At 63.8% G+C, this 13,147-nt stretch carries 12 protein-coding genes and 1 pseudogene; 9 read left to right on the plus strand and 4 right to left on the minus strand.

The features are described from left to right. The first annotated feature begins 223 nt into the window (after positions 1 to 223). From ACMCNM_RS17725 to ACMCNM_RS17750, 6 genes and pseudogenes are all read left to right on the plus strand, one after another. The gene (locus ACMCNM_RS17725; RefSeq protein ID WP_412765058.1) at positions 224 to 1,240 is read left to right on the plus strand and encodes an ABC transporter substrate-binding protein; all 1,017 of its coding nucleotides are present in this window, start codon (positions 224 to 226) and stop codon (positions 1,238 to 1,240) included. Continuing rightward, positions 1,237 to 2,085 carry an ABC transporter permease gene (locus tag ACMCNM_RS17730; protein ID WP_412765059.1) on the plus strand — a complete coding sequence of 283 codons (849 nt, stop codon included), beginning with the start codon at positions 1,237 to 1,239 and terminating at the stop codon, positions 2,083 to 2,085. Before ACMCNM_RS17725 ends, ACMCNM_RS17730 begins: the two co-directional genes overlap by 4 nt. Before the next feature lie 81 nt (positions 2,086 to 2,166). After that, positions 2,167 to 3,030, plus strand: coding sequence for a LysR family transcriptional regulator (locus ACMCNM_RS17735; protein WP_085274271.1), 864 nt, complete (start codon positions 2,167 to 2,169; stop codon positions 3,028 to 3,030). Between the two features lie 109 nt (positions 3,031 to 3,139). Continuing rightward, a complete protein-coding gene (locus ACMCNM_RS17740) occupies positions 3,140 to 4,057 on the plus strand; it encodes an AEC family transporter (RefSeq protein ID WP_085274272.1) in 918 nt (305 codons plus the stop codon). Positions 4,058 to 4,091: 34 nt separating this feature from the next. Then, positions 4,092 to 4,703, plus strand: coding sequence for a cell wall hydrolase (locus tag ACMCNM_RS17745; protein WP_099429114.1), 612 nt, complete (start codon positions 4,092 to 4,094; stop codon positions 4,701 to 4,703). Positions 4,704 to 4,856: 153 nt separating this feature from the next. Then, positions 4,857 to 5,276, plus strand: a pseudogene (locus ACMCNM_RS17750) (ABC transporter permease); the annotation flags it as partial. 163 nt (positions 5,277 to 5,439) lie between these two features. Here the strand turns inward: ACMCNM_RS17750 and ACMCNM_RS17755 are convergent. Beyond that, positions 5,440 to 7,605, minus strand: a complete 2,166-nt coding sequence (locus ACMCNM_RS17755; protein WP_238213284.1) for a TonB-dependent receptor — start codon at positions 7,603 to 7,605, stop codon at positions 5,440 to 5,442. 269 nt (positions 7,606 to 7,874) lie between these two features. Here ACMCNM_RS17755 and ACMCNM_RS17760 point away from each other — a divergent pair, with 269 nt between their 5' ends. Beyond that, on the plus strand, positions 7,875 to 8,726 hold the full coding sequence (locus tag ACMCNM_RS17760) for a CAP domain-containing protein (RefSeq protein WP_412765060.1): 852 nt from the start codon (positions 7,875 to 7,877) through the stop codon (positions 8,724 to 8,726). A gap of 34 nt (positions 8,727 to 8,760) precedes the next feature. Here the strand turns inward: ACMCNM_RS17760 and ACMCNM_RS17765 are convergent, their stop codons facing one another. After that, entirely contained in the window at positions 8,761 to 9,735 is a 975-nt protein-coding gene (locus ACMCNM_RS17765; RefSeq protein ID WP_412765061.1) for a GlxA family transcriptional regulator, read from the minus strand. A gap of 102 nt (positions 9,736 to 9,837) precedes the next feature. On the opposite strand from ACMCNM_RS17765, the gene ACMCNM_RS17770 reads away from it, so the two are divergent. Continuing rightward, positions 9,838 to 10,449 carry a LysE family translocator gene (locus ACMCNM_RS17770; RefSeq protein ID WP_085274275.1) on the plus strand — a complete coding sequence of 204 codons (612 nt, stop codon included), beginning with the start codon at positions 9,838 to 9,840 and terminating at the stop codon, positions 10,447 to 10,449. Between the two features lie 6 nt (positions 10,450 to 10,455). Here the strand turns inward: ACMCNM_RS17770 and ACMCNM_RS17775 are convergent, their stop codons facing one another. Together ACMCNM_RS17775 and ACMCNM_RS17780 are read right to left on the minus strand one after the other, a co-directional pair. Then, positions 10,456 to 11,655 carry an MFS transporter gene (locus ACMCNM_RS17775; protein ID WP_412765062.1) on the minus strand — a complete coding sequence of 400 codons (1,200 nt, stop codon included), beginning with the start codon at positions 11,653 to 11,655 and terminating at the stop codon, positions 10,456 to 10,458. Positions 11,656 to 11,768: 113 nt separating this feature from the next. Further along, positions 11,769 to 12,668 carry a LysR family transcriptional regulator gene (locus ACMCNM_RS17780; protein WP_027593574.1) on the minus strand — a complete coding sequence of 300 codons (900 nt, stop codon included), beginning with the start codon at positions 12,666 to 12,668 and terminating at the stop codon, positions 11,769 to 11,771. 117 nt (positions 12,669 to 12,785) lie between these two features. Between ACMCNM_RS17780 and ACMCNM_RS17785 the strand changes: the two genes are divergently transcribed. Further along, positions 12,786 to 13,136, plus strand: a complete 351-nt coding sequence (locus tag ACMCNM_RS17785) for a cupin domain-containing protein (protein WP_027593575.1) — start codon at positions 12,786 to 12,788, stop codon at positions 13,134 to 13,136. The last annotated feature ends 11 nt before the right edge of the window (positions 13,137 to 13,147 follow it).

Genomic DNA, 13,147 nt, shown 5'->3' on the forward strand with positions numbered 1-13,147 from the left:
CGTCGAAACAGAAGTTGCGGTAATAGACAAAACTCAAATCAAGGGTCATCAGGAATGCCTCGCGCCGTGGGCCAAATGGGCTGCCGAAATGGCAGCGCACACTCTTGCAACCGCGCGCCACGGAGCACAGAGAGAGCGCCTTCCCTGCCCCCGCCAGGCAAAGCAGACAAAGAGGTCGTCTACACTTGCCGGCACTGACTCAGCAGCTACCGAGGAGGCCCCGATGAAGAGAATTCCAACGCTGCTGGCCGGCCTGCTGCTGGCTGCTGGCTTGGCCAGCACCGACAGCGCCGCCTCAGCGGAACGCAACGCGCCGATTCACTTTGGCGCAATTGGTTGGGAAAGCGGTGCACTCACCACCGAGATCCTGCGCCTGATCGTCGAACGGGGTTACGGCTACCCCACCGACACACTGCCCGGCAGCACCGTGAGCATGGAAGTGGCCTTGGCCCGCAACGACCTGCAGGTGATCGCCGAGGAATGGGCCGGGCGTAGCCCCGCGTGGATCAAGGCCGAGCAGGCCGGCCAGGTGTTCGCCCTAGGCGACACGGTCAAGCACGCTGAAGAAGGCTGGTGGGTGCCGGCCTACGTGATCCAGGGCGACCCATCGCGCAACCTCAAGCCCTTGGCACCTGACCTGCACAGTGTCGACGACCTCAAGCGTTACCCCAAGGTGTTCAGGGACCCTGAAATAGCGGACAAAGGGCGCTTCCTCAACAGCCCCAGTGGCTGGACTTCCGAGACGGTCAACAGCCAGAAACTCAAGGCCTATGGGCTGGATGCGCTGTACAACAACTTCCGCAGTGGCTCTGGCGCAGCGCTGGATGCCGAGATCAGCTCGTCCATCCGCCGCGGCCAGCCAGTGCTGTTCTATTACTGGAACCCAACCCCGCTCATGGGGCGCTACAAGCTGATCCGCTTGCAAGAGCCACCCTTCAATGAAAAGGCCTGGGCCACCCTGACAGATGCCAGCAACCCCAACCCGCAAGGTAGCCAGTCACTGCCAGCCAAATTGTCGATTGGCGTTTCCAAGGCGTTCAAAGAAGGCTACCCGGACCTGGTGGCGGTGTTCGAAAAAGTCGACCTACCGATCGATCGGCTCAACAGCGCCCTGGCCGAGATGAGCGAAAAGCGCATCCCGCCCAACCAGGCTGCCCTCGCCTTTTTGCGCGATAACCGCGATGTGTGGAAAGCCTGGTTGCCTGCGCAGGTCGCAGCCAAGGTCGAGGGCAGCCTATGAGCGGCGGCTTTCCCGAAGCCCTGCAATTTTCCTTCGCGGGTCGCGTCAACCAGCTAGTCGACTGGCTGGTGTTGAACTACGGCGACCACTTGCGCAGCCTCTCGGATCAACTGCTGCAACTGCTGGTGGGGCTGGAAAACCTGCTGCGTCTGTTGCCCTGGTGGGCACTGTTGCTGGTGGTCGGGCTGCTCGCCTGGCACGCCAGCCGCAGCCTGTTGCGCAGCCTGATGATGGTGGCCCTGCTGGCCTTGATCGGTGTGCTCGGGCTGTGGGACAAGCTGTTGCAAACCTTGGCCTTGGTCCTGATCAGCACGGGCTTGTGCGTGATAGTCGGCGTGCCGCTGGGCATTCTGCTGGCGTCCCGCCCGCTGGCTCGACGGCTGTTGATGCCGGTGCTGGATGTGATGCAGACACTCCCGGCCTTCGTCTACCTGATCCCGGTGCTGATGCTGTTTGGCCTTGGCAAGGTGCCAGCGGTGTTCGCCACCCTGATCTACGCCTTACCGCCACTGGTGCGGCTGACCGAACTGGGCTTGCGGCAGATCGACCCGTCCTTGTTGCAGGCTGCGCACGGCCTGGGTGCCAGCCGCTGGCAGCGGCTACGTCGCATCGCCCTGCCACTGGCCCTGCCCAGCATCATGGCCGGGCTCAACCAGTCGGTGATGATGGCGTTGTCGATGGTGGTGGTGGCTTCGATGATTGGCGCCCGCGGGCTGGGTGAGGATGTGCTGGCGGGGATCCAGACCCTTAACGTCGGCCAGGGCGTCGAGGCGGGGTTGGCGATCGTGGCGCTGGCCATGGTGATTGACCGCATCAGCCAGGCGTATGGGCGCACGGGGCGTTGAAGTACGCAGATGCCGGCTTGCCGGCGACCGGCCCCGCACTGACAATGCACGCCTGCCCGCTCAGCCCTGGAGCCCCTTCGCGTGTCCCTCAAAGCCCTGCGCACCCTGGTGACCATCGCCCGCCACGGCACCTTCGCCCGTGCCGCCGACCTGCTCAGCCTCACCCCTTCGGCCGTGAGCCTGCACATCAAGACCCTCGAAGACGAACTGCAGGTCACCCTGTTCGATCGCAGCCGACGGCAAGTCGTGCTGACCGAAGCCGGGCAGTTGGCGGTCGCGCGCGCCGAGAGCATCCTCGGCGCCTATGACGAGCTGGCCGATGCCTTGGCCAGTGGCCCGAGCCTGCGTGGCCGCTTGCGCCTGGGGGCGATCCACACGGTGCTGGCCCGGCGCTTGCCCAAAGCCCTGCTGTGGATCAAGACCCACCACCCGCAGTTGCACATCAGTGTCGCGTCGGGCATGTCGGCGGAATTGGCCCGGCGCGTCGAAGACGGCGAACTCGATGCAGCGATCACCACCGAGCCGGTCAGCCCTTACCCGCAGAGCCTGGTCTTCACGCCCCTGTTCGCTGACCGCTTCTGGGCCATTGCCAGCCCCGACCTGGCTGGCCAGAGCGTGCCCGAGCTGCTGGCCAGCCAACCGTTTCTGCGCTTCGACAAACGCGCCTGGGCCGGACGGCAAATCGAACAAGAGCTGCGCCGCCAGCACCTGCAAGTCAGCGAACAAATGGAGCTGGACAGCCAGGAAGCCCTGGCCAGCATGGCGGTGATGGGCCTGGGCGTGGCCATCATCCCCATGGCCGACGCGGACCTGCAGCGCTTGCCGCCGGCGACCTGCCTGCCGTTTGGCGAGCCGCAACTGACGCGCCGGGTGGTGCTGCTGGAGCATGAGAAAAGCCAGCGGCGCCACTTGAGTGCGGTGCTAAAGACGGCCCTGGACGCCTAAATCGCAGCAACCGTGCAGTTATTCTCAACGGTCACTGAAGAAAACAACGTTTTTACAAACCAAAGCGCCCCCGTAGTCTGTAGCGGTACCCGACGACGGAACGCCGACCATGCTCCACCTGCTGCTGACCACACTGCTACCCATCATCCTGCTGATCGCCCTGGGCACCTTTCTGCGTGTGCGCGGCTTTCTGGCGGAAACCTTCTGGCCCGGTGCCGAACGCCTGAGCTATTACGTGCTGCTGCCGTCGCTGTTCCTGCATGGCCTGGCCACCGCCAACCTCGACGGGGTACCGATACTGGGCATGGTCGCAGTGCTGATGCTGTCGACCCTGCTCGGCGCCTTGCTGCTGGTGCTGTATCAAGGCGCGGTGAACCATGACGGTGCCGATTTCACCTCGGTGTTCCAGGGTGGCATTCGCTTCAACAACTACATCGGCGCAACCCTGGCGGCGGGCATCTATGGCAGTGCTGGCATTGCCTTGGCGGCCGTTGCCAACGCCGCCATCGTGCCCTTGGTCAACCTGCTGTGCGTACTGGTGTTCGCCCGTTTCAGCGCACGCCACAGCTCACCGGCCACGGTACTGCGGGCGATCTTCGCCAACCCGCTGATCGTTGGCTGCGCGGGTGGCCTGCTGCTGCGGGTCACAGGGCTGGGCTTGCCGGCAGGGCTTGAACCGACGGTCAAGGCGCTTGGCCAGGCCGCCCTGCCCTTGGGCCTGCTGTGCGTGGGCGCAGCCTTGGGCGGTGCCAGCGTCGGCCGCCAGGTGCGCCCGTTGATGGCCGCCTCGGCGTTCAAGTTCCTGGTCATGCCACTGACTACCTGGGGCCTGTGCCGTGTGCTAGGCCTGGGTGGGCAGGCGGCAGTCGTGGCCGTGCTGTTCCAGGCCTTGCCTACGGCGTCCTCGTCCTATGTGATGGCCCGGCAGATGGGCGGCAACGCACCGCTGATGGCCACCATCATCGCTCTGCAGACCGTGGTAGCCGCCGCAACCCTTCCTTTGGTGCTAATGCTTACGCTTGGCTAGACTCTGAATCAACTCAGCGATCGGAAGCTCGGCCATGCGCCTCTCGTGGATGGTAATCGGCTTGACCTCGGCCCTGCTTGCAGGCCCATTGCACGCTGCAGACACGGCCAAGGCCGCGGTCGCCGAGGACAAGGCCGAAGTCCTTGAAGAAAAAGTGGTCGAGGACGCCCCGCCGCCGAAAAAGGCCGAAACCATCACCCCAGGCGAAGTGAAAGCAGTCGACCCGGCAGGCCAATCGCCGCTGGACGACAGCATTACCTGCCTGGCCCGCACCATCTATTGGGAAGCCAAGGGGGCCAACGAAAAGGACATGACGGCGGTGGCCAGTGTCGTGCTCAACCGCCTGGGGCATGATGGCTTCCCGGACACCATTTGTGGCGTCGTCAAACAAGGCGTGGAAACCAAGGCCTGCCAGTTTTCCTGGTGGTGTGACGGGCGCTCGGACCAGGTCGAGGAAGCGCAGCGTTACGACATCGCCAAAGAAATCGCGCGCAAGGCGCTCAACCAGCAGCTCAAGGACCCTACCGACGGTGCGCTGTACTTCCACGACCGCAATGTGCACCCGGATTGGGCCAAGGCCTACCGCAAGACCGCCGAGACCACGCATTTTCTGTTCTACAAGCCTAACCAGGCGCTGGCCCGCTGACGTGTGTGGGTGTTTGGGTGTGTGGGTGTTTGGGTGTTTGGGTGTGTGGGTGTTTGGGTGTAATCGATGGACTCGCCCCCGCCGAGGCATCACAGTGCCACGGTGGCGTTCAAAGAAGCCAACGGCAGCGAGGGCGAGACCATGAAGAAGGGCATCCTGCTGTCGTCCTTGCTCGGCTGGCAGCTGGCGGGCAAGCGCATGGCGCTGCTGTGCTTCGTCACCCTGACCCTGCTGGGGCTGATCGGCGTGTGGTCGGAGTCGATGACCACCTTGGCGCTGGTGCTCACTTCGGTGTTTTTCTGCGCGGTGATCGGCATCCCGCTGGGCATTGTCTGCGCCCGCAGCAACCGCCTGGAAAGCATTATCCGCCCCGTGCTCGATGCGATGCAGACGCTGCCGGCGTTCGTCTACCTGGTGCCGGTGGTGATGCTGTTCGGCATCGGCAACGTGCCGGGCGTGCTGGTGACCATCGTGTTTGCCCTGCCGCCGCTGGTGCGCCTGACCAACCTGGGCATCCGCCAGGTGCCGGAAGACAAGATCGAAGCGGCCCGCGCCTTTGGCTGCACGCCGCGTACATAGATGCAACCGGGTTCCTAAGTTCAAAAGCAGCTAGACAGTGTGGGCGAGTCCATACATAGGAGCAGCCTTGTGCTGCGAAGAGGCCGGTGAAAGCAGCGAAGATTCACTGTGCTTTCACCGGCCTCTTCGCAGCACAAGGCTGCTCCTACAGTGAGCGTCAGAAGTCTATCGAGCCGGAGAACTTGACCAGGCGCGGGTCGCCTTGGGTCAGGTAGCCGCCGTTAGCCGAGGCCCAATAGTTCTTGTCGGTGAGGTTCTCCACGTTCACCCGCAAGGTGACCTCTTTCTGCTGCACCTTGAACCGGTAACGTGCGCCTACATCGAAGCGGTTCCAGGTTGGCAAGGTGAGCGTGTTGGCCGGGTTGGCGTACTGGCCACCGGTGCGCAGCATGCGGGCATTAAGCGCTACGCCTTGCAGGCCAGGCACGTCCCAGTCGACGCTGGCGTTGAGCTGGAAGGTCGGTACACCGACCGCATGGTTGCCATCATTGGTACCGTTCTGGGTGTTTTTCAATTCTGTGTCCATGCGGGTGCCACCGGCCATCAGGCGCAGCCCCTGCAGCGGCTCGCCGAACACGCTCAGCTCAACGCCCTTGTTTACCTGCTCGCCGTCCTGGACGAATACATTGCCCTGAACAAAGCCATCAGTGGGCCGCTCGATACGGAACAGCGCCAGGTTGGCACCGAAGGTCTGGTAGTCGAGCTTGACCCCTGCTTCGACCTGCTTGGTCTTGGCGGGTGGGAACACTTCCCCGGCGTTGATGACCTGCCCCGACGCCGTAGCGCCCTGCGCCAGGCCCTCGATGCGGTTGGCATACAGCGAGATCGACGGGTTGAGCTTGTAGACGATGCCGTACACAGGCGTGGTCACCGACTCATCGTAGAACGCGTTGCGCCCAAGGTCTGCGCCCTCGCCGTCATAGGCATACCCTTCGACCCGCAATTGCTGGCGCCTCACCCCCACCGTGACCAGCAGGCTATCGTCGAACAGGCCCAGCGTATCGGACACGGCAATGCTGCGGTTGCGCGTCTTGCCGGTCACCCCAGGGTCATCCAACTTGCCACCGGTAAAGGTTGGGGTGGTGGGCTTGGGCAACGGGTCAGTGTGATAGAGGTTGGTGGCCTGCGCGTTGTAGAAGACGAACGCATTTTCTTGCTGGGTCCAGATGCTGGCCGCACCAATGTTCAGTTGATGGCTGACAGGGCCGGTCTGCACGCGGCCGTTGATGCCCCCCATGAAGGTGGTGTTGTCTTCATTGTGGGGGATTTTCGAACCGGCGATGGTGGCGTCGCCCGTGGCGGCGTTGGTCAGGATCGGCGTGCCGTAGAAGCCGTTCTCATGGGTGTGCTTGACGCCACCGGCCAGGTAGCCGCTCCAATTGTCGTTGAAGTCGTAGTCGCCCCGGGCCATGCCGAACGTGTCTTCGGTTTCAGTCCAGGCCCAGTCTTGGCCATAGTTGTGGTCGGCATCCGGCGCCCGCGGGATATCGGTGAGGCCGGCCCCCAGGCGTACCGAGTTACGCAGGTGGTTGACGCGCTGTTTCTGATAACCGAAGTCGGTAGACAGGCGGAAGTTGTCGCCCCGGTAGTCAAGGCCGGCAATGAACAGCTTGCTGCGTTGATCCTGGTCGTCGACTGCGGTTTCGCCTTCACGTTGCGACAGGTTCAGGCGCACGCCAAAGCGGTTGTCCTCACCGAAACGCTGGCCGATGTCCAGGTGTTCGCCAACGCGGCCGTCGCTGCTGATGTCTTGGGTGTAACGACGCGTGGGTACATCGCCGGCACGCTTGGGCTGCAAATTGACGTTACCACCCAGGCCGGTTCCGGTCGGGCTGGCGCCGTTAAGGAAGGCGTTGGGCCCCTTGAATACCTCGACCCGCTCTACCGCATCGGTTGATATCATCTGCCTGGGCAACACGCCATACAGGCCATTGAACGCCACATCATCACCGCTGAGTGGCAACCCGCGGATGACGAACACCTGCGACTGGTTGCCGAAGCCAAACGACTGGCGCACGGACGGGTCGTTGAGCAGCACATCGCCGATATCCTCGGCCTGCTGGTCCTCGATCAATTGCGCGGTGTAGCTGGTCATGGTGAACGGCACGTCCATCATGTCCTGATTGCCCAGCACGCCCATCTGCCCGCCCCGCGCGACCTGCCCACCGGCAAAGGCTTGCGGGAGTTCGCCCTTGACCTTGGCAGACTCGGCGTCGATAGCAGTGGCATCCAGCTGGATCACGCCATCAGCCGCCTGTGCAGTAACCGCAACGGAACAGCAGACAGCGAGAAAGGTCGATTGATAATGACGGGGTCGTGCCATGAAAGGCTCCTGGGTATCGGATGGACGCCTTCCTGGCAACGTGGGTGGAGGGCATAAATTAATCGCGATTGCGAATTGTTTCCAGCTGAAGTTACGAATAATTACCAAGTGATCGCACTTTTTGCGCGTCCAGTGGTCTACTTCCTCTTATGCCGCCTGCAACGATTGCCGTCGTTTGTATTGCTTTGCACGGGACTGGGCCAAAAACCCTGTGCTTGTGTAGGATGAGCAGCGCTTACCACGACGCTGCCAGTCATAGGGAGATTCACATGCGCGTCCTGTCATCTGTTGCCGCCTTGTCGCTGGGCCTGGTCATCTCGACCGGGGCCTTGGCCGTCACCGGCGAGGAGGCGCAACTGATCGAATCGATCAACGTCTACCGCAGTAAGGCCCAGCCCTGTGGTGGCGAGGCGTCGCTGGAGCTGCCGCCACTCAACAGCGACACCCGTCTGGCGCTGTCGCCCGAGGGCACGCGCGATTTGCAACAGGCCATGTCCCGCGCGGCCTACCCGATGGTGAACGTGCAGGCCATCAGCCTCTCGGGCCCGCGCGATGCGCGCGCGGCCATGCATGCCATCGAGGAGAGCTTCTGCCAGGTGGTGCTCGACCCGCAGTTCGTCGACATCGGTGTCAGCCAGGAAGGCCGCGACTGGCGCATCGTCCTTGCTCGCCCCCTGCTCAGCAGCCGCCTGGGGGATTGGCAGGCTGAAGGGCAGAAAGTGCTGCAAGAAATCAACGCTGCGCGCAAGGTGCCACGCCAATGCGGCGGCCAGCCGTTTGCCGCCGCGCCCGCGCTGAGCTGGAGCCCCGTATTGGCCGGCGTTGCCGCCACCCATACGCGGGCCATGGCCAACCAGAACTTTTTCGACCATATCGACCGCGACGGCCGCACCCCTGGCGATCGGGCCGAGCTGGCCGGTTACTTGTATCAGCAGATCGGCGAGAACATCGCTGCAGGCCGCGACACCGCGCATAAGGTGGTCGACGGCTGGCTGGCCAGCCCTGGGCATTGCGCGACCCTGATGAACCCGGATTTTCGCGAGCTAGGGGCGGCCTATGCCGTCGACCCGAAGAGTGATGCGGGGATCTACTGGACGGGGATGTTTGGCACACCGCAGTAAAAGCCAGAACAGCCTGGGCGGGCGATGCGGCCGCTCAGGCAACAGCGGCACCCTCGCGCAGTTGCAGTGCCGTACAACCAAAGCGCCGCCGCACGCATTTACCCAGGTGGCTGGCATCCCCCAACCCCACTTCATCGGCAATCTGCGCCAGGCCGTGGCTGGAATTGAGCAACCGCCAGCGCGCTTGCTGCAAGCGCATTTCCAACCACCAGGCCTTGGCGCTCATCCCGTGGCTGGCCTGGAATTGACGATCAAGCTGACGCCGGCTGATGCACAGCTCTGCCGCCAGTTGCTCGACCGACAACGGTGAACCCAGGTGATGCCGCATCAACGCCAGGGCACGCTGCACCGCTCGGCCGTGCCCTCCACCCGGCTCCAACGAACGCAAGGCATGGCGGCTGTCGCGCGTCTCGTCCACTAACATGTCGGCCAAGCCCTTCAGCGCCCGAGCCCGGCCACAGGCACGCGACAGCAGTTCTACCGCCAGGTCGATTGCCGCGGTCCCTCCCGCGCAGGTAATGCGCCCACCTTGAATGTGATAGAGCTGGTCGCGCAGTACCTTCAGATGAGGGAACGTCGCTCGAAACTCGGCTTCATGCCGCCAATGGACCACTACGTCATGCCCGTCCAACAGGCCGCAAGCGGCCAAGAGGAAGGCGGCGTTGTCGACGGCCACCAGCTTCACACCCGCCTTGGCAGCCCGCTTCAGCAAAGCCTTGTAGCGCGGAGCCAGTTCAGCGGTGGCCATGGCGTTGCGGCCGCCGAACAGCACCAGGTAGTCGTAGTGGGCCATGTCGAGCTGTTCGGCAATGGCTTCCACCTGCACCACCGCACTACTGCTCGCGGGCACCGGGTCGAGGGTCAAGCCTGCCAGGGTCCAGCTGCAATAGCGCTGCTGGCTGTAGTCTTCGTCATCGGCGCTGAAACGCAGCTTGTCGAGAAATGCACCGAACGGCAGCAGGGCAAACGCCGGCAGGGGCAGGATCAGCAGGCGGATATCAGGGGGCATGAGAGCACGTCCAGATCAGACCATCGAATGTCTAGATCATACCTTCGAAAAAACGCGTTGTGCCCTAGACTGGCGCTCTCCAACCCTATCAGGCACTCCCCCATGGCACTCGACACCTGGCTTATCTACCTGCTGGCCAGCATCGGCCTGTCGCTGACTCCAGGCCCCAACAGCTTGCTCGCGTTGACCCACGGCGCGCTGTATGGCGCACGCCGTACGCTGTTCACCATCGTTGGCGGGGTAGTTGGCTTCAGTGCCTTGATCGCCCTGGCAATGTTCGGCCTCAGTGCCCTGCTGCAAACCTCTGCAGCAGTGCTTGGCATACTCAAATGGGTGGGCGGCGCTTACCTGGTCTGGCTGGGTATCCAGCTGTGGCGCAGCCCGGCGCTGCACCTTGAAGTGACGCAGCGGGCCCGCAGCCTGGGCAATGCGGGCCTGTTTCGTCAGGGCCTGCTGTCGGCCATGGCCAACCCCAAGGTGTTGCTGTTCTACGGTGCGTTTCTGCCGCAGTTCCTCGACCCTCAGCGTGGGCTGTTGATGCAGTTCGTGGTGATGGCGGCGACCTTTGCCAGCGTGGAATTCCTGGTCGAATACTGGCTCGCGCGTTTGGCGTTTCGCATCCGGCCCTGGCTGGCCAAGGGTGGCAAAGGGTTCAACCGCTGCTGTGGCAGCTTGTTCGCAGTGATCGGCGTCGCGTTGCCACTGGGGCGCTGATTCAGCTCAGCCGCGGCGCCCTTGCAGGAGGAACACCAACAGCGCCAAACCCGGCAGCCCGGCACCCACCAGCGCAACCCCCTGCCAACCATACTGGGCAAACACGGCACTGGCCACCGACGAACCCAGCGCCCCGCCCAGGAAGATACTGGTCATGTACACCGCGTTCAGGCGCCCGCGGCTTGCCGGGTCCAGCGTATAGACTTCGCGCTGGCCAATCACCATGTTCATCTGCACCGCGAAGTCCAGCAACACACCGGTCAGCCCAAGGCCGATCACACTGAAGCCCGGTGCCGTCAGCCCGACCAGTAGCGCCACAGGCGCCAGTACCAACGCCGCCAGGGAACCTGCACGGGCATGCCCGGCATCGGCCAGGCGGCCGGCGATGGGCGCGGCCACGGCCCCTACCGCCCCTACCAGGGCGAACAGCGCGATCTGGCTCTGCGACAGGCCATGCGCCCCCGCCAACGCGAGAGGTACAGCCGTCCAGTACAGGCTGAACGCAGCGAACATCAACGCCTGGTACAGCGACCGTTGACGCAGCACCGGGTAACGGCGCAGCAACGCCACCAGCGACAGCATCAGCCCGGCATAGCTGGCTTTGTGCTCCGGCACCCGGCGTGGCAGGGTCAACGCCAACAACAGGATGATCGCCAGCATCACGCCCGCCGCGCCGATGAACACGGTGCGCCAGCCGAAGTGATCGGCCACCAGGCTCGACACCGGCCGCGCCAGCAGAATGCCCAACAGCAGACCACCCATGATGTTGCCGACCACACGGCCACGCTGTTGCTCAGGGGCCAGGTGCGCTGCCAGGGGGATCAGCATCTGCACCGCGACCGAACTGAACCCGATCAACAGTGCATAGCCCAGAAACAGCTGCCCTTGGCCACTGCTACTGGTACCAGCCAACAGCAGGCTGACGCAGGCCAGCACCGCGGTAGCGATCATCAGGCGGCGGTTTTCCAGCAGGTCGGCCAGCGGAACCAGTAACAGCAGGCCTAAGGCATAGCCCAGTTGGGTCAGGGAAACGATCAGGCTCGCCCGTTCAGTGGACAGGCCCAGGTCGGGGGCGATCAGCCCAACGATGGGCTGGGCATAGTAGATATTGGCAACGATGGCGCCGCAGCAGAACGCCAACAGGGTCACCAAGGCCCGGCTCAGGCCAGTGGCCGATGGCTGCTCTGCGGCTAGGGAGGGGTTCATGCGATGTTCCTCGACAAGGGACGGAATATGCCACACACCTTACCCAGACGTGCCGCGGCCGAGAATCCGGCGGGCGCGCAACAGGGCTTTGCACCCTGCGCAACGCTGACGGCTCAGTGCGCCAACAGGCCTTCGCAAAAGGTGATGAAGGCGTTCACGCGGCGCGACCCGCGATGGTTGGGCAAGTACAGCGCGTTGATCCTGTCGTTGGCAGTACCGGGGCTGACCTGCCAGTCGCCGAACACGCGCTGCAGCGTGCCATCGGCCACGTCCTCACGCACCAGCCAGTCGGCCAGCAGGGCAATGCCGCTGCCAGCCAACGCGGTTTCGCGCAACAGGTCGGCATTGGCGCTGCGCAACGGCCCGCTCACGTCCAGTTCCAGCACCTCCTGGCCCCGCGTCATGCACCAGGGGCGCGCCTTCTGCCCATAGCGAAAACGCAAGCAGGCGTGCTCCAGCAATTGCTGCGGGTGCTCCAGTGCTGCGCGACCGGCCAGGTAGCCCGGGCTGGCCACCAGCCAACGCTCGAACCGGCCCAGTGGGCGGCACACCAGTTCGTCATTGGGCGCAGGGTCGCCCAGCCGGATAGACAGGTCGTAACGGCCATCGAGCAAGTCGTCCAGGCGGTCGCTCAGATCGATGTCCAGTTCAAGCGCCGGGTGCTTGGCCAGAAAGGGCCCCAGGTGCGGCGCAATCACCCGCCGGCCGAATTCCACCGGCAGGCACAGCCGCAGCACACCGACCGGCTCCTCGCCCCGGTCAGCGACACTGGCATCGGCTTCATCCAGCGCTTCGAAAATGCCCCGGGCCCGCGCGTAGTAACGGGCACCCGCCTCGGTCAGGCTGACCTGGCGCGTCGAGCGGTTCAACAAGGTGGCCCCCAGCTCGGCCTCCAATGCATCGACCAGGCGGGTCACCGACGAGGTCGCCACGCCAAGCTTGCGCGCGGCCGCGGAAAACCCCTGGGCATCGACCGTCGCCGCGAACATCTTCATGGCCAGCAGCTTGTCCATGTGTCTTCCGTCTTTTAAAGCTCGGAACAGTCCTACAAACCGCAGGGATGGTCAAGAAGCGCACGCCCCCGCAATCACGTCCATAGTGGAAGCACCTCCCTTTGAACGAGATTTCAGATGGCCCCCTTCAACATGCTGAATACCTTGCCTCCCTGCGACCCGACCGCTGCCGAGCGCGTCGACGAACTGCTCAGCCGCCCCGGTGTGCGCATCGAGCGCATTGTTTCCAGCGGCCAATCCAGCCCGCCCGGGTACTGGTACGACCAGGCCGAAGGTGAGTGGATCGTGCTGCTCAGCGGTGCCGCGGGCCTACGCTTCGAGCATGAAAACCATACGCGGCTCCTTCAGCCCGGCGACTGCGTCGATATACCAGCGCATTATCGCCACCGCGTGGAATGGACCGCGCCGGGTATCGCGACAGTATGGCTGGCCGTGTTCTACAGCAGCGCTAGCCCTTGGCCGGAATAGGTGTCGAACCG

Origin of the sequence: Pseudomonas sp. NGC7 (assembly GCF_047159675.1) — a bacterium.
Classification (GTDB): domain Bacteria; phylum Pseudomonadota; class Gammaproteobacteria; order Pseudomonadales; family Pseudomonadaceae; genus Aquipseudomonas; species Aquipseudomonas kermanshahensis.

What these genes read in the sequence shown, in the direction of transcription:
- ACMCNM_RS17785 (WP_027593575.1), top strand. Translation starts at nt 12,786, where the DNA reads ATGGCCCCCTTCAACATGCTGAATACCTTGCCTCCCTGCGACCCGACC.
- ACMCNM_RS17765 (WP_412765061.1), bottom strand. Translation starts at nt 9,735, where the DNA reads ATGCCCCCTGATATCCGCCTGCTGATCCTGCCCCTGCCGGCGTTTGCC.
- ACMCNM_RS17725 (WP_412765058.1), top strand. Translation starts at nt 224, where the DNA reads ATGAAGAGAATTCCAACGCTGCTGGCCGGCCTGCTGCTGGCTGCTGGC.
- ACMCNM_RS17745 (WP_099429114.1), top strand. Translation starts at nt 4,092, where the DNA reads ATGCGCCTCTCGTGGATGGTAATCGGCTTGACCTCGGCCCTGCTTGCA.
- ACMCNM_RS17740 (WP_085274272.1), top strand. Translation starts at nt 3,140, where the DNA reads ATGCTCCACCTGCTGCTGACCACACTGCTACCCATCATCCTGCTGATC.
- ACMCNM_RS17770 (WP_085274275.1), top strand. Translation starts at nt 9,838, where the DNA reads ATGGCACTCGACACCTGGCTTATCTACCTGCTGGCCAGCATCGGCCTG.
- ACMCNM_RS17730 (WP_412765059.1), top strand. Translation starts at nt 1,237, where the DNA reads ATGAGCGGCGGCTTTCCCGAAGCCCTGCAATTTTCCTTCGCGGGTCGC.
- ACMCNM_RS17775 (WP_412765062.1), bottom strand. Translation starts at nt 11,655, where the DNA reads ATGAACCCCTCCCTAGCCGCAGAGCAGCCATCGGCCACTGGCCTGAGC.
- ACMCNM_RS17760 (WP_412765060.1), top strand. Translation starts at nt 7,875, where the DNA reads ATGCGCGTCCTGTCATCTGTTGCCGCCTTGTCGCTGGGCCTGGTCATC.
- ACMCNM_RS17755 (WP_238213284.1), bottom strand. Translation starts at nt 7,605, where the DNA reads ATGGCACGACCCCGTCATTATCAATCGACCTTTCTCGCTGTCTGCTGT.
- ACMCNM_RS17780 (WP_027593574.1), bottom strand. Translation starts at nt 12,668, where the DNA reads ATGGACAAGCTGCTGGCCATGAAGATGTTCGCGGCGACGGTCGATGCC.